Source organism: Streptomyces sp. NPDC001100, assembly GCF_053598575.1.
On sequence record NZ_JBSFKO010000059.1, the window covers coordinates 1 to 26,196 of the forward strand.

Below are 26,196 nucleotides of genomic sequence, written 5' to 3' on the forward strand. Positions count from 1 at the left end.
CTCCTCCTACCTGAACTCCCCTCTGCGTTCGTGACACACGCGGTTTGAAGCCTCCCCCCGCAGGGCGAATCCGAAGGGCCAAACACCTTCATCTTCCGCACAGCATCACATCGCGAAGCTCTCCTACATAAAGCTCCTCTTCGTGTTCAGGACACAACCCGACAGAGTCAAGATCAGGCCGGTGCGCCTGAGCAGTCCAGGTCGCACCGGCCGAGGCTGTCAGGGCACGTCGGCCAGGCGCCGCGCCCAGAAGGAGCGGTCGGTCCAGCGGGCCTCTTGGGCGTGGATGACACGGTGGCCGCGCAGATATGCGCTCCGTGCGGCCGCGACCTGGTCCGCGTAGGCGCCGAGGGACGAGTCCGCGCCGTCAGGAACGCCACTCAGGCGGGCGTCGACGGCCAGGCCCGCGCTCAGCCCGGTGTAGAGGGCGGTCAGCACGCCCTGGGAGGAGAGCGGGTCGAAGGCGACCGCCGCGTCACCGGCGGCGGTCCAGCCGTCTCCGTACACCCGGTCCAGGTGCGCCGTGTGCGCGGCGGCCCGGCGGGGCGCGGACTGTGACGTGGGCGGGGGTCCGTCCCGGTGGACCCATCGGGACACGTGGCGGGTAGCCGACATCCGTCGGTGGAAGTGGCGTGCGGCGTGGGTCGCGGCCGGCAGGTCGGTGTCGGTGAAGTAGGCGACCAGGCGCCCGCCGGAGGGCTGCGGGGCGGTGTACCACCAGCCGTCCTCGTCGGACTCGACGAGGGAGCGGCGGTCGGTGTCCAGCGGGTCCGCTTCCAGGGGCACGTACAGGGCTGTGAGCCGGTCCCGGACCCTCCGCCGGGCCCCGCACCGGACCGCTATCGCGGCGGCGCGGCCGGTGGCGTCGATCACCCAGCGGCAGCGCACCGTACGCTCGCCACCGGACGCGGACCCGCCTCCGCCTGCGGACCCGCCCCCGGAACCGGCCTCGGTCCCGGACCCCGGCCCGGTATCGGACCTGCCCCCGCCCCCCGACCCGCTACCGGCAGGGCCCGTGCCGCCGCGCAGGACCAAGGTCCAGCCGCTGTCCGGCGTCCGCAGCGTTTCGCGTACGGCCGTGCCCTCGGCGACCTCCGCCCCCGCCGCGCGGGAGGCGTCGCGCAGTCGCTGGTCGAACAGCCGTCGGTCGAGGTGCCAGCCATGGCCGTGCGGGTCGTTGATGAAGTCGACGGTGTGCAGGTCGGCCGAACCCCACGCCGAAAGACTGCCGTAGCAGGGCAGGTGTCCGGAGTCGAGAACGCGGTCGGCTATGCCGAGGTCGCCGAGCAGGACCCGCCCGGCGGGTACGAGCGTCTCGCCGACCTTGGGCGGCCCGGTGCCGGCGTCCGCCAGCAGGACCGTACGGCCCGCCCGGGCAAGCATGAGCGCGGCGGCGCAGCCGGCCGGGCCGCCGCCCGCCACCACGACGTCGTAGGTGTCCGCGCCGAGAGCGAGGGCGGCGCTCACCGCGCGTCGCGGAAGGGGTCGAGTTTCTCGAGGTATCCGGCGGTGATCTCCTCCTCGCGGTAGCCGGTCGCCCTGGCCGCTTCGCCGACCGCCCGTGCCGCCGACTCGGCCTCGACGGCTTCGGGGGCGAGCATTCCCTCGGGCGAGCGGCCTGCCGCCGCGGCCAACACGTGCGGACCCACCTCGGGCACCTGCACGTTGACGAGGTTCGCCCTGTCCGGTGCCTGAGCGAGTGGTTGTGCCGGGCGCGACTCCACCAGGATCCGTTCGGGGAACTTCCCGTCGCCCACGGTGTAGTCGCGCACCTCGACGACGCCGAGTTTGAACCAGTCCTTGATCATCTGGGTGCGCTGCTCGTTCATGGTGCCGGTGAGTCCGCGCAGCCAGGTCGCCCGCCGCTCGAACGCCTCCTCCCGGGCGCTGTCGTCGCTCCCGGCCGACGGCGTGTTGACCTTCTCGAAGTCCTCCAGCTTGAGCACATGGTTGGGTACCTGGGCAGGCCAGAAGGTCGGCAGGTACGGGCTGTACCGGGGCCCCAGGTTGGCCAGCACCTCGTAGCCGGAGCGGCAGCTCGCGGTGTCCGCCTGCCAGGGGGCGGCCATCCAGCGGGTGAGGTCTCCGGGGCCCTGTGCCTGGAGGGGGCCAGTGGCGGAGACCGCCTCGTCCGGAAGCAGGGTGGGCCCGTAGTCGGGTTCCGCGGTGGCGGGGGCGCGGTGCCGGATGCGGAAGGGGGCGCTGAACATGCTCGCGTGCCTGATCGGCCAGGTGACCTCGATCCCCGGGTGGAACGCGTCGGCGGCGCAGCCCTCCAGGGCCGCCCGGTCCAGCAGCCCCGGCTGCTCGGCGGCCGGGGCGTCGTCGACCGTGGGGCGCGGCTGCTGCAAGGGTCCGGCCACGAACGCCCCGTCCGCCCAACGCTGCAGCATCCAGTCCTGGGTCGGCGACAGCGCCAGGTGCTGAAGCACGGACTTGGGCTTGCTGGCCATGGCGTCGCCGTAGAGCCACGGCCACGGCAGCGGGGACTTTCCGTCACGGTCGTAGTCACGCAAGGAGGCATACACCTGGCGGCGCAGTTCCCGGGTTCGGTTGGACGGATCGGCGAGCCTCTTGCGCATCGTCGGGGAGAGGAAGAAGTTGGGGCCGTTCCAGCCGAACTGGGTCGCGAAACCGTGGTTGACCCACTGCAGATCGCAGAACCTGCGGAATATCGGCTCGATGTGGTCGGCGAACGAGATCTGCTGCGGGCGGGTCAGCGAACCGGCCTGGACGAATACGTCGAAGAGCAGGTCGTAGACGGTACGGACGGACTTCACGCCGGGGGCGTAGTGCGGAGGTCCCACCACGACCCAGGCCGGGACGGCGGTCAGATCCTGGCCGTCGATTGTGACCTTCGCTGTCACCGGGCCGTCGGACACGTCGTCGTACCAGGTGTCGTTGTTGGTGACCCCGGTGATCGGCTTGTTCTTGCAGGAGGCGGAGTTTCCCCGGCCGCCGAGCACCACCAGGCGGCCGTCGGAACGGGTGGAGATCTCGCCGAGGTACACCGCCTTGTCCATGACCTTGCCGGTGTCGAACTTCTGCGTCTCGGTCTTCGAGCCGCGAACGGTGCGGCTGCCGGGATCGTTGACCAGCTTCTTCCTGTCGGCGCCCACGACGTCGGCGTTGCGTCGGCCGTATTGCTCTGCCGTGAGCGTCTTGCCCTCGGGGATGTCCAGCGCCAGATGGAACTGATACCAGGCGGCCTTCTTGTTGGCCAGATGCACCGTCCACTGGATCTCGGTGACACCCTCGCTGCCCGGCTTCAGTTCCCGTACGACCTCCCCGGCGGCGTTGTAGCCGTACACACGGAATCGTGCGGCCTGCCTCCGTATCGCCCCGGAAGCGTCCTTGTAGGAGCCGGCGTCCGCTGGTTTCTGGTCCGGTGATTCCGGGCCGATGAAGGGTGCCTCTGCGCTGTTGCCGACCCGGGCGACACCGATGGCGGGGTGGATCTTCACCTGCACGATGTGACTGTCCATCAAAGAACCCTCCGTTGTGGATTCAACCGGTCGAAGGTATGTGGTCGCACATGAAGAGGGCGCAGGCCGAGCTCGCGTTCCGAGGGCGGGGTTCGGGTCAGGGTCCTACCCGGCGCCAGTCCGTCACAGGGCCGGGGTCCGTGTGGTCCGCAGGCAATGCCGCGTAGTTAAGCGGTGTCCGCGCTGGTCAAGGGCATAGAGGCATGGCCTGCGAGGGTGTAGAGAGCGCGCCCCGTCTTGCGGATGATGCCCTCGCTTGACCATTGGGACAGTCGAACGCAGAAGCTGTTCAGGTTGGTGATGCCCAGCATGCGTGCCAGTTCGCGGCCGTGCCAGGCTCGGCGGCGAGGATGGTGAGCACGCGGTGCTGGCGGCCCGCGGTCGGCGACGTCCGGGAAGGGGCGGGTGTCAGGGTGTGGGCGGCCAGGCTCCATGAACGGCGATGGCGGACCTGTGGCGGCGGTGCAGGGCACTGATGGCCTCGCCGGTGGCGACGTCGAATGCGGCGAACAAGGTGGTCAGTCCGTTGCGGACGTAGTCGTGGGTGCGCCGCTCGGGCATGCCGGGCATTGTCGGCAGCACCGGCTGGGACCGGTCGAGCGCCTGGATCTGGGACTTCTCGTCCACCGAGAGAACCACCGCACCCTCGGGCGGGTTGAAGTACAAACCGACGACGTCGTAGACCTTCTCCACGAACAACGGGTCTGTCGACAGCTTGAAGGTGTCCGTCAGATGCGGCTTGAGCTGGAACTTCCGCCAGATCCGGCCGACGGTGGACTTCGACAGCCCGCTGTGTTCCGCCATCGACTTGCGTGACCAGTGGGTGGCGTTCTTCGGGATCCTCTCCAGCGTCGTGACCACGACTGACTCCACCTGGTCAACGCCGATCGTGGGCGGTCGGCCCGGCCGGGGCTCGTCGACCAGGCCGTCCAACCGCTCCGCCAGGAACCGGCGCCGCCACTTGCGGACGGTGTCGGCGGCCACCCGCAACTCGCGGGCGACCGGGACGATCGGCGGGATCTCCGGGCCCGCGCACGCCAGCACGATCCGCGCGCAGGGCCAGCGCCTGGGCCGACGACGGCCGACGCGTCCACCGTTCCAACACCGCCCGCTCGTCATCAGACAGCAGCAACGGTTCCAGCTTCGGGCCCCGACGAGGAACTGACGCACCAGCAGCAGAAGTCACACAACTACTAACGATCAACTACTGGCGCAGGACACCAGCCGATCCTGCGCCGGGCCTTCGCCACCTCCGTGCTCACCAACCGTCCGACGGAACTCGACGCGGCACGCGGCCTCTGCCTACAACGACTCATCGACCAGGCCGTTCGGTCCTGACGACCGCGGCGGTGGGCACACGCAGGACGGCCACGAGAAAGCAGCAGGCTGTTGTGCACGTTCCGTGCGCGCGACCGTCATACCGGTAACCGGCTCGTCCGGATGTGTCGCCGTCCTGGCACATCCGCGCGCTGCCTCATCGAAGACACCGGCATACCGTGGATGGAGTGACGCGGCGCTCGCCCCGCCCATCGCGCGGGCCAGCTGCGTCGGCCATTGGCCTGCGATGAGGAAAGAAGGCGATCCACACAGTGGCATCGCGATCCCGCACCGGACAAACGGTGATAAACAACTTGGCGTTCGGCCCCAACGAATGGGTCGTGGACGAGCAGCACGAGCGCTATCTGGAGGATCCGAACTCCGTCGACGCGGCATGGCGGAACCTCTTCTCCTCCGAGCCCGAGACCGGCGAAGCGTCCCGTGACGGCGCGACCACCACAAGCGACGGTGCAGAGCAGGCCGCGGTCAAGGCCGTCCGCGTCGCGGCCCTCATCCACGCCTACCGCGTGCGCGGACACCTGATGGCCGACACTGATCCGCTGGCGGCAGGGCAGCAGGCCACGCCTCCCGAACTCGACATCACCGCGTTCAGGCTCGGCGCGGAGGACCTGCCGCGGACCTACGTCGTCGACGGCTTCGCCGGGCGGGCCACCATGACGCTCGACGAGGTCCTGCGCGCGTTGAGAGAGGCCTACTGCGCGACCATCGGCGTCCAGTACATGCACATCCAGAGCTCCGACGAACGATGCTGGGTGCAGGAGCGGATAGAGAGCCCGATCCCGCGGACGGACCGCGCCGAACAGCTGCAGATCCTGTACCGGCTGGGCGCCGCGGAAGCCTTCGAGAGGTTCCTGCACACCAAGTATGTGGGCCAGAAGCGCTATTCGCTCGAGGGCGGCGAGTCGGCGATCGTGCTGCTGGACGTCCTGCTGCACCGCTGCATCCGCCACGCGATGCGGGAAGCCGTGATCGGCATGGCGCACCGCGGCCGGCTCAACGTCCTGGCCAACATCGTCGGGAAGTCGTACGCCGAGATCTTCCACGAGTTCGAGGACACGGCGGAAGTCGAGTCCGTCCAGGGGTCCGGCGACGTGAAGTACCACCTCGGCGCCGAGGGCACCTACCGGGCCCTCAACGGGAGCACCATCGACGTCTCCGTCGTCGCGAACCCCTCCCATCTGGAGGTCGTCGGGCCGGTAGCCCAGGGCGTGGTCCGCGCCAAGCAGGACGTGCTCGCGGACGGCGACGGCACCGACGCCGTACTTCCCGTCCTGGTCCACGGCGACGCCGCCTTCGCCGGTCAGGGCGTGGTAGGCGAGACACTCAACATGTCGTTGCTGCCCGGCTACCACACCGGCGGAACGGTTCACATCGTCATCAACAACCAGCTCGGCTTCACGACCACGCCCACCCACGGCCGCTCCAGCGTCTACGCCACTGATGTGGCGCGCAGCATCGAGGCGCCGGTCTTCCACGTGAACGGGGACGACCCCGAGGCCGTGGTACGCGCCGCACGGCTGGCGTTCGACTATCGCCACACTTTCCACAAGGACGTCGTCATCGACCTCGTCTGCTACCGGCGTCACGGCCACAGCGAGGTCGACGACCCCTCCATCACGCAGCCGGCGATGTACGACCGCATCGACGCCCGGCCGTCCGTGCGCGCGCTGTACGCGGATGCGCTGCTCCTGCGGGGAAACGTGAGCGCACGCCAAGTGGAGGGCGCACTGCAGGACTTCCGCGGACGCCTGGACCGTGCCTTCGCCGAGACGCACACCCAGGCCGACCCAACTGCCGTACCGGACACCGACGTTACCGGCGCGGCGGGCACCTCCGAGGTCGCCACCACGATCCCGGAGGCAGTGGCCCGCCGCGTCATGGCCTCCCAGACCGGGCTGCCACCCGGCTTCACCGTGCACCCCCGTGTGCTGCCGCAGCTCAACAGGCGCGCCACGGCACTCGACAGCGGAACCATCGACTGGGCCGCCGCGGAAACCCTCGCCTTCGGCTCCCTGCTCCTGGAGGGGGTCCCGGTCCGGCTGACGGGGCAGGACTCCCGTCGCGGCGCGTTCGGGCAACGGCACGCCGTACTCACCGACCGGCACACCGGCATCGAGCACACACCGCTCAATTCCCTCGGCGCGCAAGCCCACTTCACGCCCTACGACTCCTCCCTGTCCGAACTGGCGGCCCTCGGCTTCGAGTACGGCTACTCCCTCGCACGGCCCGACGCACTGGTGCTGTGGGAGGCCCAGTTCGGCGACTTCGCGGACGAGGCCCAGACCGTCATCGACGAGTACATCGCGTCGTCCGAGCAGAAGTGGGGTCAGCGCTGCGGGGTCACGCTGCTGCTGCCGCACGGTCTGGAGGGGCAGGGCCCGGACCACTCGTCGGCCCGGATCGAACGGTTCCTGCAGCTGTGCGCGCAGGGGAACATGAGCGTCGCCATGCCGTCCACGCCCGCCAACTACTTCCACCTGCTCCGCCAGCAGGCACTCGGTACGCGGGAGAGCAGGAGGCCCCTGGTCGTCTTCACCCCGAAGTCGATGCTGCGCCTGAAGGCGGCCACCTCCACGGCAGCGGACCTCACCACGCAGGGCTTCCGGGCGGTCCTGCCGCAGGAGACGGCCGATGCCGGCCGGATCAGGCGCGTCCTGGTCTGCTCGGGCAAGATCTTCTACGACCTCGACGCGTACCGGCGTGCCCAGGAGGCGACCGGCACGGCGATCGTCCGTGTGGAGCGCCTCTACCCGTTCCCGGAGCGGGAACTCGCCAAGGAGCTGGCCAGGTTCCCCGCCGACGCCGAGGTGCGGTGGGTGCAGGAGGAGGCGGAGAACCAGGGCCCCTGGCTGTTCGTGGCCCCGTACCTGCAACGACTGGCGGGCCGGCCCGTCGCGAGCGTCAGCCGGCCGGCGGCATCTGCCCCGGCCGTGGGCTCCGCCCACCGGCACGCCGAGGAGCAGCGGGGCCTGGTGGCAGCCGCCTTCCGCTGAACTGCCGCCTGCCGGGCGCGACTTCTCTCCTCCCCCGGCTCACTGTCCTGACGCACTGTTTCGACCGACGCACCGTTTCGACGCCCCGTGGAGCAACCATCAACAGCGATACGTACCCGACGCTGGACGACGTCGTCGGCGAGCAGCTGGACGTCGTCTTCGTAGGCATCAATCCAGGGCTGGCGTCGGCACGTCGGGGCCACAGCTTCTCGACGCCGGGCAACAGGATGTGGCCCGCCCTCCACCGCTCGGGTTTCACACCGCACCAGTTCCGGCCCGAGCAGGAACGCGACCTGCTGGGCCTGGGCCTGGGCATCACGAGCATCGTCCGAAGGCCCACGGCCCGGGCGGCGGAACTCACGCCCGCCGAGTACCTCCGGGGAGGTGAGGACCTCGTCCGGCGCATGGAGGCCCTGAGTCCCGCATGGCTCGCGTTCCTGGGCGTCACCGGGTATCGCGCGGCCTTCGGAGCCGTCGACGCGGGCGTGGGCGCGCAGGAGGCGACCATCGGCGGAGCACACGTGTGGGTCCTGCCGAACCCCAGCGGCCTCAACGCGCACTACCCGCCGTCGGCGCTCGCCGTGGAGTTCGCCAAGCTCCGGGTCGCCACCGGGCTCCCCGACCGCTCGGGCCTGATCGGCGACGGCCCGTTCGATCAGCAGGCCGTCTTCCGGCCGATGTCCTGATGTGAGGCACATCTGGCACGAGCGGCCCTCCGCCCCGCCCCTCCGTGCGTCCTAGCCTCGGCGGCGCGACGTGGTCACGCAGGTCTGCCTGACCGCGCCGGGATCGTAAGGCATCGCACAAGGAAGAAGGCGTTCGCGCCATGGCGTCGCAATCGGACACCGCTCGAACAGTGATTCACGGCCTGGACTTCGGACTCAACGAATGGGTGGTGGACGAACAGCGGCAGCGCTATCTGCACGACCCGGGCTCGGTGGACGAGACGTGGAGGAACTTCTTCGGCGGCCCGGCCGCAGTGACCTTCTCGGCCTCCCTGACCTCGCCCGCGGCCGTGGTGCCACCGCCCGCCGCCGACCCGGCACCCCTCACGGCCGTGCGGATCGCCGCGCTCATCCACGCGTACCGCGTGCGCGGCCACCTGATGGCCGCCACGAATCCGCTCGGGCCGCAGCCCGCAGCCCCGCACCCGGAACTCGACCTCGCGGCATTCGGACTGCTCGACACCGATCGGTCGGCGACCGTCGTCGTGGACGGTTTCGCCGGACGCACCACGATGACGCTCGACGAAGTACTGGGCGCCGTAAGGGAGTTCTACTGCGGCACCACCGGCTTCGAGTACATGCACCTCCAGGACTTCCGCGAGCGCCGCTGGATCCAGCAGCGCGTCGAGGCCCCGCAGCGCCCGCCAGACCGTGCCCAACAGCTGCAATTCCTCTACCGGTTGGGAGCCGCCGAGGCCTTCGAGTCGTTCCTGCAGACCAAGTACGTGGGCCACAAGCGCTATTCGCTGGAAGGCGGCGAGTCGGCCATCGTGCTGCTCGACGCCCTGTTGCACCGCGCCATCGAGGCCGGCCTCACGGAAACCGTCATCGGGATGGCGCACCGCGGCCGGCTGAACGTCCTGGCCAACATCGTCGGCAAGTCGTACGCGCAGATCTTCGGCGAGTTCGAGGACGCCGTGGACAAGGCATCCGTGCACCGTTCGGGGGACGTGAAGTACCACCTCGGCGCTCAGGGCACCTACCGTGCGCTGCCCGGAGGTTCGATCGCCGTCTCGGTCGTGGCGAACCCCTCGCATCTGGAGATCGTGGGGCCGGTTGCGCAGGGAGTGGTGCGTGCCAAGCAGGACCTCGCCGGTGACGATGGGCCCGGGACCGTGCTACCGGTCGTCCTGCACGGCGACGCCGCGTTCGCGGGGCAGGGCGTCGTCGCCGAGACCCTGAACATGTCGCAGCTGCCCGGCTACGGCACGGGCGGGACCGTGCATGTGATCGTCAACAACCAGGTCGGCTTCACCACCCTGCCCCGCAGCGGCCGTTCGGGCACCTACGCCACCGACGTGGCCCGCATGGTCGAGGCCCCGATCCTCCACGTCAACGGAGACGACCCGGAGGCCGTCGACCGCGTCGCACGACTGGCCTTCGACTACCGCCGGACCTTCCACAAGGACGTCGTCATCGACCTCCTCTGCTACCGGCGCCACGGCCACAGCGAGGTCGACGACCCCTCCATCACCCAGCCGGTGATGTACGACCGCATCGACGCCAAGCCGTCGGTGCGGACCCTGTACGCCGAGTCCCTCGTGGCCCGGAAGGCCATCGGGGAACAACAGGCGGAAGGCGCCCGCCGCGACTACCAGGGACACCTGGAGCAGGCCTTCACCGAGAGCCGGTCACTGCCCGCTCCGGCCTTCGCCAAGAATGTCGCGGCCGCCGTGCAGCAATCCCCCCGGTCCGAAGCCCACCCGCCGGTCACAGCGATCGACGAAGCGACCGCCCGGCGGGTCATCGCCTCGCAGAGCGAGCTGCCGGAGGGCTTCGCCGTGCACCCGCGCGTCCTGCCGCAGCTGAAGCGGCGCGCGGCGAGCCTCGACTCCGGCACCGTCGACTGGGCCACCGCGGAGACACTGGCGATCGGTTCGCTGCTGCTGCAAGGCGTGCCCGTGCGCCTGGCCGGACAGGACTCGCGGCGCGGCACCTTCGGCCAGCGCCACGCCGTACTGACCGACCGACACACCGGCGCCGAACACACCCCGCTGCGTTCCCTCGGTCCGGGGGCGGCGACCTTCACGCCGTACGACTCCATGCTGTCCGAACTGGCCGCCCTGGCCTTCGAGTACGGCTACGCCGCGGCCCGCCCCGAGGCGCTCGTGCTGTGGGAAGCCCAGTTCGGGGACTTCGTCAACGGCGCGCAGACAGTCGTGGACGAGTACATCGCGTCGTCCGAGCAGAAGTGGGGCCGGCGATCCGGTGTGACGCTCCTGCTGCCCCACGGCCTGGAAGGCCAGGGACCGGACCACTCCTCGGCGCGCGTCGAACGGTTCCTGCAACTGTGCGCGCAGGACAACATGACGGTGGCCATGCCGTCGCTGCCGGGCACCTACTTCCACCTGCTCAGGCAGCAGGCGTTGGCCCCTCGCAAGCGGCCGCTGGTGGTGTTCACCCCGAAGTCGATGCTGCGGTCGAATGCGGCCGTCTCCGCCCTGACCGACTTCACCGAGGGAGGCTTCCGCCCGGTCCTGCCGGACGACACCGTGGATCCCGGTAGGGTCGCACGCGTCCTGCTGTGCTGCGGCAAGGTCTTCCACGACCTCGACGCCCACCGGAACGCGACCGGCACGACCGACACGGCGATCGTCCGCCTCGAACGCCTCTACCCGTTCCCCGAGGAGGAGCTCGCGGCGGAACTCGCCCGCTTCCCGGCCACGGCGGACGTGCGGTGGGTGCAGGAGGAACCGGAGAACCAGGGACCGTGGTCCTTCCTCCCGCCGCGCCTGTACCGCACGGCGGGACGCCTCGTGGACTGCGTCAGCCGGCCGGAGGCCACCGCACCCGCGGTCGGCTCCAGCCGCCGGCACGGCCGGGAACAGAAGGCTGTCGTGGCGGCGGCGTTCCAGTGAGCACCGGCCCGCACAGCCACTCGCCAGGAAGCCGTGACATACGCGCCGCCCTAAACTGCTCGTACGGCGCAAGCGGCCGGAGGACGTGTCATGAGTGAGCAGATCAGGAACCACGGGGTCAGTGAGCAGACCTCCGCCTTGGACGGCCAAGCGGACGGACACGCCATCGACCGCGGTCACGCCGCCGCCCCCGCCGACTGGCTCGCCGGTACCAGCCGCGACGACGCTGCCCAGCGCTCTGAGCCCTCATCTCCCGCGTCAGGGCCCGCCGACCCCGCTCCCCCGCCGTCCGGGTACCGCGCGGCCCTCTCCGCCGCGGTGACGCGCCTCAACGCCGCGTCGCTGTCCTTCGTCATGGGCACCGGAATCGTCTCCACGGCCCTCTACGTCAACGGCGCCGGCACGGCCTCCGTCGTACTTCTGTGGGTGGCTCTCGCGGGCTTCGCGGTGCTGGTGCCCGCCTACGGCTGGTGGATGCTGCGCCGGCGCCAACGCTTCGTGGCGACCCTCCTCGGGCCGCGGGCCTTCGTGCTGCTCACCCTCGCCGTCTCCGCCAACGTGCTGGCGGCGCGTCTGGTGCCGGACGGTCACACCGCGGTGGCCGGGGCGTTCCTGGCGTTCGGAGTCCTGGGATGGCTGGTGTTGGACTACGCGGTGCCGCTCGCGCTCATCACCACCTTGAAGCGGAACCCTTCGCCCGACCAGGCCAACGGCACCTGGTTCCTGTGGGCGGTGGGTTCGGAGTCGGTGGCCGTCGCGGCGGCCTCGCTGGCCCGGGCCGCCCCGAACCACGCCCTGGCCGTACTGGCCGTGGTGTGCTGGGCCATCGGCCTCATCCAGTATCTGCTGACCGCGGCGATCGTACTGACGAGACTGCTCGCCCGGCCCATCCACCCGGAAGGCCTCATGACCTCGGTGTGGATCTTCATGGGAGCAGCTGCGATCGCCGTGCTCGCCGCCGTCCGGCTGACGGCACTGCCACCGGACGAGACGCTGCTGTCCCGTCCGCTACTCGTCGGAGTGGCCGTCGTCCTGTGGGCCTTCTCCAGCTGGCTGATCCCGCTCCTGCTGGCCCTGGGCGTGTGGCGGCACGTCGTGCGCCGCATCCCTCTGCGCTACGACCTCGGCTGGTGGAACCTCGTCTTCCCGATCGGTATGTACGCGGTCACCACACATGAGTTGGGGCGCGCGACCGGAACCTCGTGGCTGACGAGCACGGGTCGCTGGGAGGGCTGGGTGGCCGCGGTGGTCTGGGCGGTCGTGTTCGCCGCGATGGTGGCTGCCATGGTCCGGCCCCGCCCGACGGGCGAGCTGGGATCCCGAACCGGTCGGGAACAGCCTGTCCGAGCGGACACATGACCCGCTCGGACACGGCGGTGGGCGCGGTCAAGTCTGCGCCTCCACGGCTCGCCGGTCCCATCCGTGGAAGGACGAACGCTCGCCGGAGTCCCACTCCTCGCGCAGGCCGGGGGCGGCGAGGTCCCAGTCCGGCCGGATATCGCGGGTCACCTCGCGCAGGTCGTGCCAGAGGTCGTAGGCCGAGGGACGACCCCAGAACCAGTAGCCGTTGTAGACGCGGTGCACAACCAGGCCCGGCTTCAGAACCAGAGTGTGCGGGATCATCGGGTCGTGCTCGGGATCGGTGTACTCCTGGATGTCCAGCTCCCGTTGGACGATCCGGCCCGGGTCGGACAGGAACGTCCACTGTGCTCCGACCGACAGGCGGAACTCCTGCAGCGTGTGGTGCTCGTCGGTGGCGATGGTCGCCATCTGTGTATAGGCCACCGCCGTCTTCGGCTGGAGCACCTCGGCCATCTCCTGGTGCTGCTGATGCTCCTTCGGGCAGTAGTGGCCGCGTGCCAGCGTGAGGACCAGCGGGTCGCGGCCCTGGAGCTCGCTGAGCGTGCGGACCGTGCCGGTGTGGTCGGGCAGGGCGAAGTCCGGGAAAACCCCGCCGGGAACGATGTCGGAACGCATGGCGTGAGCCACCTTTCTTCATCTCTTCGTCGATGCAAGGTCATCCGCACGGACGGAAGGTCCGGGCGCGTCATGCGGGGATGCGCCCCTCGGCCGCGTGGCTCCGTGCCACCTGGTGGTGCAGGTCGTTGAGTGCGGCGACGTAGATCTCCGAGAAGGTCGGGAACGGCTGGATGGTGTCCCGCAGTACGTCCAGCGGGACTTGGGCGCGTACGGCCAGGGTCGCCTGCTGCAGCCACTCCCCCGCCTCCGGACCCAGCGCGTAGGCACCGGTGACCGTCCGGCCGTCGCTGAGCAGGGTCAGGAAGCCCACGGCGTCGGCGTACGCGCGGGTGTAGGCGGCCGTCTTGGCGACCTCGGAGATCGGGACCGTGGCGCTGAACTGCCCCTCACCCGCGCCTACGGCCGCCGCCTGCGGGTCCGTATAGACCACGCGCGGCACGGCCGTGTAGTCGGCTTCGCGGGGATGGCCGAGGATGTTGTCGGCGACGACCTCGCCCTGGTACTTGCCGACATGGGTGAGCATCCACAGGCCGGTCGCGTCGCCGACGATCCAGAGCCGTTCGGCGGCGCGCAGCCGACTGTCGACGGGGACACCCCTGTCGGTGGCGTTCACGCCGACCGTTTCGAGGCCCAGGTCGTGGGTCCGTGGGCGGCGTCCGGTGGCCACCAGCAGCTTGTCGCCGCGCAGTTCTGGCCCGTCGTCGAGGATCAGGACGTAGTCCTCCGCGTCCTGCCGGGCGGCGACGGCGCGCCGGCCCAGGACGAGTTCGATGCCGTCGCGCCGCAGTGCCTCGCCGAGGGCCCGGCCCAGCGGCTCGGGCTCGCGCGGCAGTACGTGGTGGTCCTGGCCGGTGAGCACCACCTCGCCGCCGAGACGCCGTACGGCCTGTGCCATCTCGACGCCGACCGGTCCGCAACCCAGAATGAGCAGCCGCCGCGGGACCGTCTTCATGCCGGTCACCTCGCGGTTGGTCCAGAGGCCGTTTAGTTCGCGCAGGCCGGGCACGGGAGGCACGATCGGCGAGGCGCCGGTGGCCAGTACGACGTGGTCAGCCGTGTAGCGGGTACCGGCCACCTCCACCGCACCCGGTCCGACGAGCCGGCCCGAACCCCGCAGCAGGTCGATGCCGTTGGCGGCGAGCCAGCGCTCCTGTCCGGCGTCGGAGTAGTCCGACACCATGAAGTCCCGCCAGGCCAGCGCCTGTTCGATGTCCACCTCGGCGGTGGCCGCGGCCTCGCGCGCGCCCTGCACGGCCTCGCCCGGGCGCAGGAGGGTCTTGGACGGGATGCACGCGAAGTACGAGCACTCCCCGCCGACCAACTCGCGCTCCACGAGCGCCACTCGCAGTCCGCCGTCCGCGAGGGCGCCCGCGCAGTGCTCACCCGGTGAGCCGCCGCCGATGACGATGACGTCGTAGTCGTGCTTCATCCGTCCGTCTCCCGTCTGCGTTTGTCGTCTCCCGTCTCGCGTCGGCCCTGCCCGGTCACCACGTCTGGTCGCCGGCGCGCACGAGCATCTCGTTGACGGCCACCCGCCGTTCCCGCGTGACGATGTAGCCGATCGCGTCCGCGATGTCCGCGGCCTGCAGCGGCTCGATGCCGCTGACCTGCTGGAGGGCCGCGGTGCGGGTGGCGTCGCCGAGGTGGTGCACCAGCTCCGTCTGTACGGTGCCGGGCTCGACCACGCTGACACGGACGCGCTCGACGAGGAGCTCCTGGCGCAGCGCCTCGGTGAAGCCGTTGAGACCGAACTTGGTCAGGTTGTAGACGCTGCTGGAGGGGCGGGCGACCCGTCCGGCCGTCGAGCTGACGTTCACGATGTCGGCCACCTGCCGCGGGGACGTCGCCGCGGCGTCGATCAGGTGCGGGACCGCGGCGTGCGTGACGTGCAGCAGCGCGGACACGTTCAGTGAGACCATCCGGTCCCACTCCTCGGTCGTCGTGTGCAGGGCCGTGCCGAGCAGCATGACCCCGGCGTTGTTGACCAGAATGTCCAGGCGCCCGAGCTCCTCGCGCGTTTCCTGCACCGCCTGGTAGGCCTGCTCGGGCTCGGTGATGTCGGCCTCCACCACCCGGGCCCGGCCGTCCCGCCGCGTGATGTCCTCGGCGAGCCGGCGCAGGCGGTCCCGGCGGCGGGCGACGAGCGCCACCGCCGCGCCCTCACCGGCCAGCCGGCGCGCGGTCGCGGCACCGATACCGCTGCTGGCGCCGGTGACGAGCGCGACTGCCCCGTCCAGCGCTCCGGCGGCCGAGGGGCTCACGTCGGCGGCTCGGTGCCGGCTTGCTCGCTCACCATGTACCGCGCGTACCAGTCCGGCCAGTCCGGGTCCTCCTTGCCGGTGCGCGCCTCGTGCTCGCCGTGTGCGGCCGCGGCACGGCGCAGCGCGCTCGCCAGGTCCGAGGCCGAGGCGAAGGCCGTCGTCGCGGGGTCGAGGCGGCCGGGGAGCCTATTGGTGATCTCCTGCAGCACCCAGCCGTTGCCGTCCGGGTCGTTGAACGACAGGAACGAGCCGTAGCTGCTGCGGCTCGGGTCGGGGCCCGGCACCCGGGCGTCGGTCCCGGCGTGGTGGAAGACGCCTCCGGCGTCGTGGAAGACGTCGCCGGGGTCCGCGCCGCGCCGCTTGAGCTCGTCGTGGGCGGCGCCGATGTCGTCGACGATCAGATGCAGGCCCTGGGCCGAGCCCGGTGTCTGCGACGAGACCGACGTGCCGAAGATGACCGAGGCCGGCGAGCCCGGCGGGGTCATCTGCACGACCCGGAAGTTCTCGTCGGTGGCGACGTCGGCGTCGAGCCTCCAGCCCAATGCCGTGTAGAAGTCCTTGGCCCGGTCGACGTCCGTGACCGGCACCACGACGACCTCGAGCTTCATGTCCATGGTTCACGCCTCCGCACTGGGACGAAATGCCGACATGACGAGGGTCCTCCGCACGGCCGGTGCTTCGCGCCAGGGATTCTCACTGGTCGCGCCGCTACTTCAGCAGCACCAGCAGCCGCTCCGCCAGGACCGCGGCCGAGGCCGGGTTCTGCCCGGTGATGAGGTTCTGGTCCTCCACCATGTACGGCTTCCAGATCTCGCCGCGGCTGAAGTCGACGCCGATCTTCTCCTTGAGCTCCGTCTCCAGCAGCCATGGCGCGCTGGAGGCCAGCCCGACGGCCTCTTCCTCCTCGTCGGTGAAGCAGGTGATCCGGCGGCCGTTGAAGGGCGACTTGCCGTGGATCCTGGTGGCCAGGATCGAGGCGGGGCCGTGGCAGACGATCGCGAGGGGCTTGCCCGAGGCGAGCTGCGCCGTCAGGATCCGGCCCACGTCGGCGTCCAGCCACAGGTCCGACATGGGGCCGTGGCCGCCGGGCAGGTACACCGCGTCGTAGTCCTCCAACCGGACGTCGGACAGTTGCAGCGGCCGCCGCATCACCTCGGCGGAGCGGATGATCTGCTCCAGTTCGAGTGCTCCCTGCTCGCCGCCCGCCATGGAGGGGCGCAGGCTCATCATGTCGACGTTCGGTGTCACGCCGTTCGGGGTGGCGACCACGACGTCGTGTCCCGCCTCGGTGATCGCCTTGTACGGAGCCGCGAACTCCTCGGCCCAGTAGCCGGTCGCGTACCTGCTGCCGTCCTTGAGGACCCAGTACGTCGCTCCGGACACCACGAAAAGTACCTTCGCCATCACGACCACTCCTGCCCTCCGGGATCCGGCCCCGCGTCCTGCGCGCGAGGCCGCTTGTGCTTGTCACGGTCCCGCGCGGAGGCGGTCGGTCGCACCGGTGGGACACCCTGGTCCTCACCGGCCCGCGCGGCCCGCCGACGCTCGGTATGTGCCGGGGCCCCTCACATCAGGACATGATCAACAGAGCCGCCCCTGCCCGAACTTAGGGTGCGGATCATGGATCTCTCCCTACCGACCCGTCCCTAACCTCCCGCCGCTCACCCGGCGGCACGCCCGCTCCTCGGCCCCCCTGGTTCGCGGCGGTGAGGGGCACGGGCATCATCGCCAACGCGGCGGCGACCCTGCCGTGCACCTTTCCCGGCCTGCGAACGGCGGCCACGGTGGTGTGGGCGGGCGCCGGGAGCCTGCTGGTCGTGCTGGCCGTGCGCTACCTCCGGCAGCGGGCGATCCGTTCCCACGCCGCCGACCCGGTGATGGCCCAGTTCTTCGGCGCGCCGCCGATGGCGCTGCTCACGGTGGGTGCCGGCGCGCTCCTGCTGGGCAAGGACGTGATCGGGCTCGACGTGGCGGTGGGCGTGGACTGGGTGCTGTGGCTGACCGGGTCCGCACTGGGCCTGGTCACTGCCTGTACGGTGCCGTACCTCATGGTCACGTGGCACCGCTTCGCTCCGGACGCGGCGTTCGGCGACTGGCTGATGCCGGTGATGCTGCCGATGGTCTCCGCCGCGACGGGCGCGCTGCTCGTCCCGCACACGCCGGCCGGGCAGCCGCGGCTCACCCTCCCGCTGGGCTGCTACGCGATGCTCGGACTCGGCCTGATCGCGGCACTGCTGGTCCTGGCCATGATCTACGGCCGCCTGGTGCACCACGACGTACCCACCGGCACCACGGTGCCCACCGTCTGGATCGGTCTGGGCGCGCTCGGGCAGTCGGTCACGGCACTTGGCGCACTGGCCTCGGTGGCACCGGGTGCGCTGCCCGCGGCACCGCGGTGCTGGCGCTGCTGGGCGGCATCGTGGTGTGGGACTTCGCCATGCTCTGGCTGGCCCTCGCCACGGGGCTGACGGTACGGACGATCCGCGCCGGTCTGCCGTTCGCGCCGACGTGGTGGTCCTTCATCTTCCCGGTGGGTGCCTGCGTGACGGCCACCGGCACACTCGCCACCCGTATCGGGTCCGCGTCGCTCGGCTGGACAACTGCCGCGCCGTACACGGCACTTGTACTCACCTGGCTGGTGGTGGCGGGCCGCTCCCTGAGGCACGCCACCCAGCATGTGCGCCCTCCGGCCGGTCATGTCGTGGAGTGACAGCGGCGGGCTCACGACGATGAGCGCGACCGGCGCCGGTCTCATACCGTGGAGAGGGCCTTGGGACCCGTTCAGGAGCGGCCCGTCCCGCGCGCTCACCGAAGGGACCACGCGATGGATCCACACAGCGGCATCAGGGCCGCGATCGAGGAGCACTGGCGAGCCTCGGAGCGCGGCGACATCGAAGCCGAGCACGCCGTCTACGCCGAGGACGCGGTCCTGGACTACCCGCAGTCGGGCGAGCGTTTCCGGGGACGCGCCGCGATCTCGGCGCAACGCGGCGGGCACGCCGCCGACCGGCACTTCGCCCTCCGCCGCGTCGTCGGCGGCGGTGACCTGTGGGTGAGCGAATGCGTCATCACCTACGACGGGGTGCCCACGGTCTCGGTCAGCGTCATGGAGTTCGCCGGCGGTCATGTGGTGCACGAGACGCAGTACTTCGCCGACCCTTTCGCCGCCCCCGAATCGCGAGCCGCACTTGCGGAGCGGATGCCGGGCAGGGGCGTCGGCGAGGCGTGACGCCGGCCGGTCACCGGCCGGGCATCCACGTCGGCGGACTACCCCGAACTCCCCGCCGGTTCCGCGTCCTTGAGACCTGTGCCGGTCGTCCGGAACCGGGAGCGGAAGACACCCGGGGTGACACCCAGGTGCCGTACGAACGCACGGCGCAGGGACTCCGGTGAGCCGAATCCGGTGCGGCGCGCCACCGCCGCCATGGGGTCGTCGCCCGTCTCCAGCAGCACCTGGGCGGCCTCCACCCGTACCTGCTCCACATACCTGCCCGGCGTCGTGCCCGCTTCCTCCTGGAAGAGCCGGGCCAGGTGGCGGACGCTGACCCCGGCGCGCCGCGCCATCGCCGGCAGGCTGTGGTCGGCACCCGGGTCCTCGGCCACCGCGTCCAGGATCCGGCGGAGCAACTCCTGTCGTGAGTAGGGGACTTGAGAGCGGACGCTGAACTGGGACTGCCCTCCGGGTCGTTGCATGAAGACGACCATGTCCTTCGCGACCGCCCGAGCGACGTCCGCGCCGTAGTGCTCCTCCACCAGCGCCAGGGACAGGTCGATCCCGGCGCTCACGCCAGCCGACGTCATCATCTTGCCGTCGCGCACGAAGATGGCGTCCGGCGCGACCCGCACGGACGCGAAACGCAGGGCCAGTTGGCGTGTGAAGCGCCAGTGTGTCGTGGCCCGGCGACCGTCGAGCAGCCCGGCAGCGGCCAGCAGGAACGCTCCCGAGCACACGGAGGCCGTGCATCCCGCCGTCCTGTTCAGCCGACGGACGACATCCAGCAGGGCATCGTCCTTGATCAGCGTCTCCCACTCCGGGCCACCCGGGATCATCAGCACATCGGAGGGTTGACGGACCTCGTCGACGGAACGATCGGCACTGATGCGGGTCCCTGCCGAGGTGATCACGTCGGCCCCGTCCTCGGACACGATCTGCACGCGGTAGCGGCCCCCGAACTCGTTGGCCGAGGCGAACACCTCGACGGGGCCTGTCACATCGAGCAGCCGCACGCCGGGGAAGACGAACACGGTGACGGTCAGCGTGTTCGTCCCAGGACGGTTGCCGTTCATCGGGTACCTCCGGACCGTGCAGGCGGGCGCCCGAACCGTCCGGCGGTTCGGGCGGACCGGTCGTCGGCGGGCCCGACGTGCCCAGCGCCTCACTCCCGCCATGCTCCGTCCCCGACCGCCACCCGCGCCACGACCTGTTGTCTCCCTGCTGGGAGGTACGGCCTCCCACCGCCGCTCAGTGACCGGCGCTCCGGCCTCCGTCGACATGCAGTGTCACGCCCGTCACGAAGGACGCGGTGTCGAGGTAGAGAACGGCCTCGACGACGTCCCCCACCTCGCCCATCCGTCCGAGCGGATGCTTCCTCGCGAGTTCCTCGTCCTCCTCCGGGTGCATCGGCGTTCTGATGATGCCCAGCGCGACCGCGTTGCTGCGGATGCCGCGCGCCGCGTACTCAATGGCGAGGGACTTGGTGGCGGACTGCAGGCCGCCCTTGGTCAGGGAGGCCAGCACGGAGGGTTCGGTGGAACTGGCGTAGTCGACCAGGCTGGTGGTGACCTGGACGAGGTGTCCGCCGCCTTGGCGGAGCATCTGCTCGACGGCGAGCTGGGTGATCCGGAAGAAGCCGGTCAGGTTGACGCCGACGATCGCCTCGTAGTCCTCCTGGGAGTACTCCGTGAACGGCCTGCCGATGAACAGGCCGGCGTTGTTGACCAGGGTGTCGATGCGCCCGAACCGCTCGATTGCGGTGGCGGCGAGGTGCTCCGCCGCGGCGGGGTCCGCGATGTCACCGCGGACGGTGAGGACGTCCGGGTCGTCGGAGGGAGAGATGTTGCGGGAGGTCGCGACGACCCGGTGACCGAGCTTGCGGTAGGCGGCGACCAGGCCCGCGCCGATGCCCTGCGACGCACCGGTGATGACGGCGACCTTCTTACCGGGGATGTTCATGATCGGCTGCCTCCGTCCTGATCACCGGTGGGGCGGTCCGAGGTAGGGAAACTCGGTCAGCATGTCGTCGTGCGGCGACAGCCCGTCCGAGGTGACCTCGCCGTGGGTCAGGAAGGACATACGGGCGCTGAACACGTCGTCGGTCAGGCTGCGGCCGTTGGGGTAGGCGACGGGCCGGTCGCGGTCGTAGTGCAGGACGTCCGGCAGGACTGAGGCGGCCGCCTCAGTCGCCTCCGCGGCCGGATAGCCGTTCTCCTGGAGGAGTCTCGACCACGGCTGCAGATACGTCGCGACGTCGTCCGCCGGGTGTCCGGCGTTGTACCGGTCCTTGGCGTAGTCGGGATTGATGAACGGGTTGATGGTCGGGTTCCCGCCGCGGTCCACCTGGACCAGCGTGCCGTCGTGGCGCACGCTGACGGTCGCCCACACCGAGATCGCCGGGTCGGGTCCGAGCATGTCGTCGGGCACCTGGAGCGCGATGCACTGCACGTCCTTGCCGGCGAACGAGTCCTCGCCCGTCCAGTCGAAGCCGTGCAGCGCGCCTTCGGCATCGGCGAAGAAGGGATCGCTGCGCACCCCCATGAACAGTTCGCATTCGCCCGCCTGCACGGGGTGCGCCGCGGCGCCGAAGCCGACCGGCACCGCCGAGGCGATCACCTCTCCTGCCGGCTCCATCCGCCGGGCGTCGTCGCCTATCGCGTAGGAGACCGTGCCCACCTGCCTGCCGCCCTCCGCGTCCGTGAAGACGGTGGAGAAGGCGGCGTCGGCCTGGTTGTCCCCGTCGCTGTCGATGTTGATCCGGTACACCGCGTCCGGGTGGAACTCCGGGCTCATCAGGAAGGGCGGAGTGGCGCTGAGCCCTGTGGTGAAGGGGTTCACGTCGATGATCAGCGTCGTCCTCCCCGGGGCGCCGGGCGTCGCGAAGACGTACAGGTCGGTCAGGTCCAGGCGCGCGTCGTCGCCGGGGAACTTGAGGTAGGCCGCACTGAAGTGATTGGACATGCCCACTCCCTTCGGCAGCCGCGGGGAGGTCCCGCGTGGCCTGCCTCCACCCTCACGCCGCGCCGAGCGCCTCGCGCCCGTGGAAGTCACTGGTCCGTCGTCGGGGCAGCGGCGCGGAGGCGAGTGCGGCGGCCCGGGCGGTGGGCCTCACGGCCCCGTACGCGCGGCAGCGGCCCGGGCGGGCGCCCTGGGCGGCCACGGGCCAGTGAGTACCACGGGCGCGAGAACCGCCGAACCGTTCGAGACTGGTCCTGAGGACGTGTCCCCACACCACCGGCTCGCGCCCGCCGCGCGGGCGCGAAGGGAGGACCAGTGAACGATCTCTCGGGAAGCACGGTCGTCGTCATCGGTGGCAGCTCGGGCATCGGCCTGGAAACGGCACGCCAGGTTCGCGCGGCCGGCGCGAAGATCATCATCACCGGTCGCGACCGGGAGCGTCTCGATGCCGCGCGTGACGAACTCGGAGCGTCCGCCGGCACCCTCGATCTGAGCGACGCCCCGGGACTGGAACGGTTCTTCGGCGAGCTGCCCGCTCCCGTCGACCACGTCCTCGTCGCGGGCGGCGGGCCGACGTACGCGCCGCTCGCCCAGATGGACTTCGAGCAGGTCCGGAGCGTGTTGGAGGAACATCTGCTGGGTTCGCTGCGCATCGCACGGGAGTGCGCGACGTGTGTCGCGCCCGGCGGATCGCTCACCTTCATCACCGGCACGCATGCCCGCCGCCCCGGCGTGGGGCTGAGTGTCGCGGCCATCGCGGCCGCCGCGCTCCCGGCCATCACGGCGAACGCCGCACTGGAGATCTCGCCGGTCCGGGTCAACGCGATCGCCGCGGGCTTCGTCGACACCCCGCTGTCGGCACGGCTGCTGGGCGACGCACTCGAGGAGCGGCGGCGGCAGCTGCGCGCCACCCTGCCGATACGGCGGGTCGTGGGGCCGTCGGACGTGGCCGAACTGGCCCTGCACCTGATGTCCAACACGGCCCTGACCGGGGCGACCTACGACGTCGACGGCGGCCAGCAGCTCATCGCCTGAACCCATGCTCCGGTGCGGGCTCGGACGCGCTGCGGGGCAGGGCGTCGCGGAGCTGTCTGCGGGAGGTGATCGACAGCTTGGTGAAGATCTTCCGCAGGTGCCACTCGACCGTCCGCGGGCTGAGGAACAGCCGGGAGCCCACCTCCGGGTTGGAGAAGCCGTCGCGCACGAGCAGCGCGATCTGCTTCTCCTGCGGCGTCAGCTCGTCCCCCGAGGACGTCTCCAGCCTGTGCTTGCGGATCGACTCGCCACTGGCCAGCAGCTCGCGGCGGGCTCGTTCGGCGAACGCCTCCATCCCGATGGCCGCGAACATCGTGTACGCGGTCCGCAGATGCTCGCGTGCCTCGACCCGTCGGCGCTTACGGCGCAGCCACTCGCCGTACAGCAGATGGGTCCGGGCGAGCTCGGGGCGCAGGCGCGTCCTTGCCAGCCGTTCTATCGCCCTGCGGTAGAGGCCGTCCGCGGAGGCGCCGTCACTCAGCAGTGCCCGGCAGCGGGCCAGGATTCCCTGCGCCCAGTCGGTGTCGCACGGTTCCGCCGCGTCCGTGAGCCCTTCCAGAGCTCCGCCGGCGGCCTCCGCGTCGCCGACCCGGACCGCCGCCTCCACGAGCTCGGGCAGGACCCACACCGAGACCCACAGTTCGGGGATCCGGGCACTGGTCTGCGCGGCCGCCAACGCCTGCTCGTAGCGGGCCAGGCCGTTGTAGAGCACGGCGGCCGACCACTGGGCCACGGTGACCCCCATCAGCTGGCCACTCGCACCAGCGTCCTCGACCGTGGCCGAGATGAGGGGCTCGACGTCGGCGGTACGGCCCCGCAGCGCACCGAGGCGGAGCTTGACGTGCGGGGCGATGGGAACGCCGGTCGCCGCGGCGACGATGTCCGCCTCGTCGACGATTGCCGCGGCCCCGGTGAAGTTCCCGGTCCAGGTGGTCGCCATTCCCAGCGACGCGAGACAGAACGGGAGCTCGGTGAGGGCGCCCGCGGCGCGCACCACCTCGACGGCCCTGCCGTACATGGTGCGCATGGCCCGGTCGTCCCAGACGGCCGCGCTGACGCCGTTGGCCACCCAGCCCCACTTGAGGAGGTCGCGCGCGGGCAGGTCCGCGAGCGCGGCGGCCGCGCGCTTCAGGACGGGTACGGCGGCGGCACGGCCGTCGGTGACCAGCAGCGCGTAGCCCTCGGTCACGAGATCGAGGGCACGGGGCGGCGCCGTCGACCGCGGCAGCTCCCCCATGGCCTGGGAGATCGCCCTGAGGCTGACGGCGTCGGCGGCGACCAGCGCGGAGGTGCCCCACGCCAGCAGGTAGGTCTCGCGGGCGAGGTTCGCGTCGAACCGTTCGAGTCGCTGCGCGGCCGTGAGCAGCAGCGGTGGCGCGTCACGGTTGAGGCCGGCGGCGAAGGTGATCTGGCTGCGGACCAGGTGCGCCCGCACGCGCTGGAAATCGCTCCTGGCGTTCTGGTCGGCCACGTCGACGAAGCGGCGGGCGGCGTCGAGGTCGCCGGCCTGGAGGCTGGCGTCGGCGGCCGCGAGGGCCCGCTCGGCGCGTCGTGAGGCATCCACGGTCAGGACGACGGACCGCTGGAGGAACGCGGCCGCGGCGGCGAGCCCGCCCCGCGCCTGTGCCCGTCCGGCGGACCGTTCGAGCTCGGCGGCGACCGACTCGTCCGGGCCGGCCGTCCCGGACGCCAGGTGCCAGGCCCGGCGGTCCGGGTCCGCCCGCGGGTCGGTCGCCTCCGCCAGCGCCAGGTGTGCCGACCGGCGCTCGCTCTCCGTGGCCGACCGGTACACGGCCGACCTGACCAGCGGATGCCGGAAGGTCACGCAGAGGTCGAACGACAGAAGCCCGTCCGTGCCGTCGGCGAGCGCTTCCTCGGGTGCCACTCCGAGCCGATCGGCGGCCCGCCACACCAGGGCGGGATCGCCGACGGGGTCGGCGGCGGCTATCAGCAGGAGCAGCCGGGTCTGTTCGGGGAGGTCCTCGATCCGGCGCAGGAAACTCTGCTCGATCAGGCCCGGGACGGCGTCGGTGTTCAGGAGACCGAAGCCGCCTGCCAGCTGGGTCACGGACAGGGCGCGGGGCAGTTCGAGGAGGGCGAGGGGATTGCCTTGGGTCTCCGCCACGAACCGGCTGCGTATGTCGTGGTCGAGGCGGGTGTGCGTGGCGGATTCGAGCAGGGTGTGCGCGGCCGCGCCCCGCAGTCCGGTGACTTCCAGGTCCGGCAGTCCGAGCAGATCCGGGGCCCGCTCTCGGGCGCCGAAGACGAGGGCGATCGACTCCGCCAGGAGGCGGCGGGCGACGAAGCCCAGGACCTGCGCCGAGGCGCGGTCCATCCAGTGGGCGTCGTCGACCAGGCACAGCAGCGGGCGCTTCTGCGACGCGTCGGACAGCAGGCTGAGCACCGCCATGCCCACCAGGAAGCGGCCGGGCGGTGGTCCCGCGCGTATCCCGAAGACGGTCTCGAGCGCCGCACGCTGCGGGCCGGGCAGGTGCTCCAGGCGGTCGACCAGCGGCACGCAGAGCTGGTGCAGTGTCGCGAACGGCAGCTCCATCTCGGATTCGATGCCGACCGCGCGCAGCACACGCAGGTCGCCCGGCGAGTCCGTCAGGTGTCCCAGCAGCGCGGACTTGCCGATGCCGGGAGGCCCGTGGATCACGAGTGCGCGGCTCTCTCCCGTACGGACGGCGTCGACGAGCCTGTCGAGGACGGCACACTCCACCTGGCGCCCGAGCAGGCCGACCTTGTCCCCGCGCCCCGGTCCATGCTCCGGATCCACCACGGTTGCCCGCTTTCGTTCCGGTTGGTCCCTTGGTCTTCTTGCACGGTACAGGGGGGACATAGCGGTCGGAAGTCTCACCGGGCAAAGAAAGGCCCGCCGCGGAGCACTCCGCCATTCAGGTCGATATGTCCGCTTCCTATAGGTAGCGTTGCCCTGGTCGCGGATCCAACGGGCGTACTGCCACCGGTGCGGTTGTCGTGGACGGGTACGCAAGGCGCTGACCCTGTCTCGCACTGCGAGGTGCCTCGCCCGGCCGAAGGAGTCACCATGGAAGCCATGGCCGAAGCGCTGGTGGTCCAACCCGGCGCGGCGGCGGGCGCGTCCCTCGCGGACGGCGCGTTCGAACTGCTCGCCGACGGTGATGCGGTCAGCGCCAGTCGTCTCACCCTCAAGACCGGCACCGACGGAGCACCACCGCACCACCACAAGCTCTCGCACGAGGTCTTCTACATGCTCGACGGAACGATGCTCTTCCGTCTGGGCGATACGTTGACGACCGTGCGAAAGGGCGGCCTCGTCATCATTCCACCGGGCCTGCCGCACGCTTTCGGGGCTTCGGACGACGAT

Annotated in this window: 18 protein-coding genes and 3 pseudogenes; 8 read left to right on the forward strand and 13 right to left on the reverse strand. The window is 70.8% G+C overall.

What is annotated here, in order from left to right; all coding sequences use genetic code 11:
• Window positions 1–219 precede the first annotated feature (219 nt).
• From ACWDEW_RS45875 to ACWDEW_RS45885, 3 genes and pseudogenes are all read right to left on the reverse strand, one after another.
• Window positions 220–1,467, reverse strand: a complete 1,248-nt coding sequence (locus ACWDEW_RS45875) for an NAD(P)/FAD-dependent oxidoreductase (protein WP_450521869.1) — start codon at window positions 1,465–1,467, stop codon at window positions 220–222.
• Window positions 1,464–3,485: a LodA/GoxA family CTQ-dependent oxidase gene (locus ACWDEW_RS45880; protein WP_450521871.1), complete on the reverse strand. Its 2,022-nt coding sequence runs from the start codon at window positions 3,483–3,485 to the stop codon at window positions 1,464–1,466. The genes ACWDEW_RS45875 and ACWDEW_RS45880 overlap by 4 nt, the downstream gene beginning before the upstream one ends.
• Window positions 3,486–3,932: 447 nt before the next feature.
• Window positions 3,933–4,626 (reverse strand): annotated as a pseudogene (locus tag ACWDEW_RS45885) (IS630 family transposase); the annotation flags it as partial.
• A gap of 478 nt (window positions 4,627–5,104) precedes the next feature.
• Here ACWDEW_RS45885 and ACWDEW_RS45890 point away from each other — a divergent pair.
• The 4 genes from ACWDEW_RS45890 (at window position 5,105) to ACWDEW_RS45905 (ending at window position 12,758) form a co-directional block, all read left to right on the forward strand.
• Entirely contained in the window at window positions 5,105–7,816 is a 2,712-nt protein-coding gene (locus ACWDEW_RS45890; RefSeq protein WP_450521873.1) for a multifunctional oxoglutarate decarboxylase/oxoglutarate dehydrogenase thiamine pyrophosphate-binding subunit/dihydrolipoyllysine-residue succinyltransferase subunit, read from the forward strand.
• Between the two features lie 122 nt (window positions 7,817–7,938).
• Complete coding sequence (gene mug / locus ACWDEW_RS45895; protein ID WP_450521916.1) at window positions 7,939–8,502, forward strand: G/U mismatch-specific DNA glycosylase; 564 nt, start codon at window positions 7,939–7,941, stop codon at window positions 8,500–8,502.
• A gap of 140 nt (window positions 8,503–8,642) precedes the next feature.
• The gene (locus ACWDEW_RS45900; RefSeq protein ID WP_450521875.1) at window positions 8,643–11,399 is read left to right on the forward strand and encodes a multifunctional oxoglutarate decarboxylase/oxoglutarate dehydrogenase thiamine pyrophosphate-binding subunit/dihydrolipoyllysine-residue succinyltransferase subunit; all 2,757 of its coding nucleotides are present in this window, start codon (window positions 8,643–8,645) and stop codon (window positions 11,397–11,399) included.
• 90 nt (window positions 11,400–11,489) lie between these two features.
• Window positions 11,490–12,758: a tellurite resistance/C4-dicarboxylate transporter family protein gene (locus tag ACWDEW_RS45905; RefSeq protein ID WP_450521877.1), complete on the forward strand. Its 1,269-nt coding sequence runs from the start codon at window positions 11,490–11,492 to the stop codon at window positions 12,756–12,758.
• Between the two features lie 27 nt (window positions 12,759–12,785).
• Here ACWDEW_RS45905 and ACWDEW_RS45910 read toward each other — a convergent pair whose 3' ends face one another.
• From ACWDEW_RS45910 to ACWDEW_RS45930, 5 genes are all read right to left on the reverse strand, one after another.
• Window positions 12,786–13,376: a peroxiredoxin family protein gene (locus ACWDEW_RS45910; protein WP_384259560.1), complete on the reverse strand. Its 591-nt coding sequence runs from the start codon at window positions 13,374–13,376 to the stop codon at window positions 12,786–12,788.
• Between the two features lie 70 nt (window positions 13,377–13,446).
• Window positions 13,447–14,808, reverse strand: coding sequence for a dihydrolipoyl dehydrogenase family protein (locus tag ACWDEW_RS45915; protein ID WP_450521879.1), 1,362 nt, complete (start codon window positions 14,806–14,808; stop codon window positions 13,447–13,449).
• Window positions 14,809–14,863: 55 nt separating this feature from the next.
• Window positions 14,864–15,640, reverse strand: coding sequence for an SDR family NAD(P)-dependent oxidoreductase (locus tag ACWDEW_RS45920; protein WP_450521881.1), 777 nt, complete (start codon window positions 15,638–15,640; stop codon window positions 14,864–14,866).
• Complete coding sequence (locus ACWDEW_RS45925; protein WP_450521883.1) at window positions 15,637–16,254, reverse strand: VOC family protein; 618 nt, start codon at window positions 16,252–16,254, stop codon at window positions 15,637–15,639. The genes ACWDEW_RS45920 and ACWDEW_RS45925 overlap by 4 nt, the downstream gene beginning before the upstream one ends.
• Window positions 16,255–16,348: 94 nt before the next feature.
• Window positions 16,349–17,044 (reverse strand): type 1 glutamine amidotransferase domain-containing protein, encoded by a 696-nt coding sequence (locus ACWDEW_RS45930; protein WP_450521884.1) that lies wholly within the window; start codon window positions 17,042–17,044, stop codon window positions 16,349–16,351.
• 302 nt (window positions 17,045–17,346) lie between these two features.
• Between ACWDEW_RS45930 and ACWDEW_RS45935 the strand changes: the two are divergent.
• Window positions 17,347–18,350, forward strand: a pseudogene (locus ACWDEW_RS45935) (TDT family transporter).
• A 114-nt stretch (window positions 18,351–18,464) separates the two neighbouring features.
• Window positions 18,465–18,869: a nuclear transport factor 2 family protein gene (locus tag ACWDEW_RS45940; protein ID WP_450521886.1), complete on the forward strand. Its 405-nt coding sequence runs from the start codon at window positions 18,465–18,467 to the stop codon at window positions 18,867–18,869.
• Between the two features lie 38 nt (window positions 18,870–18,907).
• Here ACWDEW_RS45940 and ACWDEW_RS45945 read toward each other — a convergent pair whose 3' ends face one another.
• From ACWDEW_RS45945 to ACWDEW_RS45960, 4 genes are all read right to left on the reverse strand, one after another.
• Complete coding sequence (locus ACWDEW_RS45945) at window positions 18,908–19,927, reverse strand: GlxA family transcriptional regulator (RefSeq protein WP_450521888.1); 1,020 nt, start codon at window positions 19,925–19,927, stop codon at window positions 18,908–18,910.
• 175 nt (window positions 19,928–20,102) lie between these two features.
• Entirely contained in the window at window positions 20,103–20,813 is a 711-nt protein-coding gene (locus tag ACWDEW_RS45950) for an SDR family NAD(P)-dependent oxidoreductase (RefSeq protein WP_450521889.1), read from the reverse strand.
• Between the two features lie 21 nt (window positions 20,814–20,834).
• A complete protein-coding gene (locus ACWDEW_RS45955) occupies window positions 20,835–21,815 on the reverse strand; it encodes a DUF4331 family protein (RefSeq protein WP_450521891.1) in 981 nt (326 codons plus the stop codon).
• 52 nt (window positions 21,816–21,867) lie between these two features.
• Window positions 21,868–22,014 carry a hypothetical protein gene (locus ACWDEW_RS45960; protein ID WP_450521892.1) on the reverse strand — a complete coding sequence of 49 codons (147 nt, stop codon included), beginning with the start codon at window positions 22,012–22,014 and terminating at the stop codon, window positions 21,868–21,870.
• Window positions 22,015–22,127: 113 nt separating this feature from the next.
• Here ACWDEW_RS45960 and ACWDEW_RS45965 point away from each other — a divergent pair, with 113 nt between their 5' ends.
• On the forward strand, window positions 22,128–22,847 hold the full coding sequence (locus tag ACWDEW_RS45965; RefSeq protein WP_450521893.1) for an SDR family oxidoreductase: 720 nt from the start codon (window positions 22,128–22,130) through the stop codon (window positions 22,845–22,847).
• Here the strand turns inward: ACWDEW_RS45965 and ACWDEW_RS45970 are convergent.
• Window positions 22,837–25,629, reverse strand: a complete 2,793-nt coding sequence (locus ACWDEW_RS45970; RefSeq protein ID WP_450521918.1) for an ATP-binding protein — start codon at window positions 25,627–25,629, stop codon at window positions 22,837–22,839. The two genes, ACWDEW_RS45965 and ACWDEW_RS45970, sit on opposite strands and share 11 nt — an antisense overlap.
• A 276-nt stretch (window positions 25,630–25,905) precedes the next feature.
• Between ACWDEW_RS45970 and ACWDEW_RS45975 the strand changes: the two are divergent.
• Window positions 25,906–26,184, forward strand: a pseudogene (locus ACWDEW_RS45975) (cupin domain-containing protein); the annotation flags it as partial.
• Window positions 26,185–26,196: the final 12 nt, after the last annotated feature.

Excerpts from the sequence above, each read along its gene's own strand:
- ACWDEW_RS45910 (WP_384259560.1), bottom strand. The coding sequence starts at position 13,376 with ATGCGTTCCGACATCGTTCCCGGCGGGGTTTTCCCGGACTTCGCCCTG.
- ACWDEW_RS45950 (WP_450521889.1), bottom strand. The coding sequence starts at position 20,813 with ATGAACATCCCCGGTAAGAAGGTCGCCGTCATCACCGGTGCGTCGCAG.
- ACWDEW_RS45945 (WP_450521888.1), bottom strand. The coding sequence starts at position 19,927 with ATGAACGGCAACCGTCCTGGGACGAACACGCTGACCGTCACCGTGTTC.
- ACWDEW_RS45955 (WP_450521891.1), bottom strand. The coding sequence starts at position 21,815 with ATGTCCAATCACTTCAGTGCGGCCTACCTCAAGTTCCCCGGCGACGAC.
- ACWDEW_RS45930 (WP_450521884.1), bottom strand. The coding sequence starts at position 17,044 with ATGGCGAAGGTACTTTTCGTGGTGTCCGGAGCGACGTACTGGGTCCTC.
- ACWDEW_RS45915 (WP_450521879.1), bottom strand. The coding sequence starts at position 14,808 with ATGAAGCACGACTACGACGTCATCGTCATCGGCGGCGGCTCACCGGGT.
- ACWDEW_RS45900 (WP_450521875.1), top strand. The coding sequence starts at position 8,643 with ATGGCGTCGCAATCGGACACCGCTCGAACAGTGATTCACGGCCTGGAC.
- ACWDEW_RS45925 (WP_450521883.1), bottom strand. The coding sequence starts at position 16,254 with ATGGACATGAAGCTCGAGGTCGTCGTGGTGCCGGTCACGGACGTCGAC.
- ACWDEW_RS45905 (WP_450521877.1), top strand. The coding sequence starts at position 11,490 with ATGAGTGAGCAGATCAGGAACCACGGGGTCAGTGAGCAGACCTCCGCC.
- ACWDEW_RS45880 (WP_450521871.1), bottom strand. The coding sequence starts at position 3,485 with ATGGACAGTCACATCGTGCAGGTGAAGATCCACCCCGCCATCGGTGTC.
- ACWDEW_RS45940 (WP_450521886.1), top strand. The coding sequence starts at position 18,465 with ATGGATCCACACAGCGGCATCAGGGCCGCGATCGAGGAGCACTGGCGA.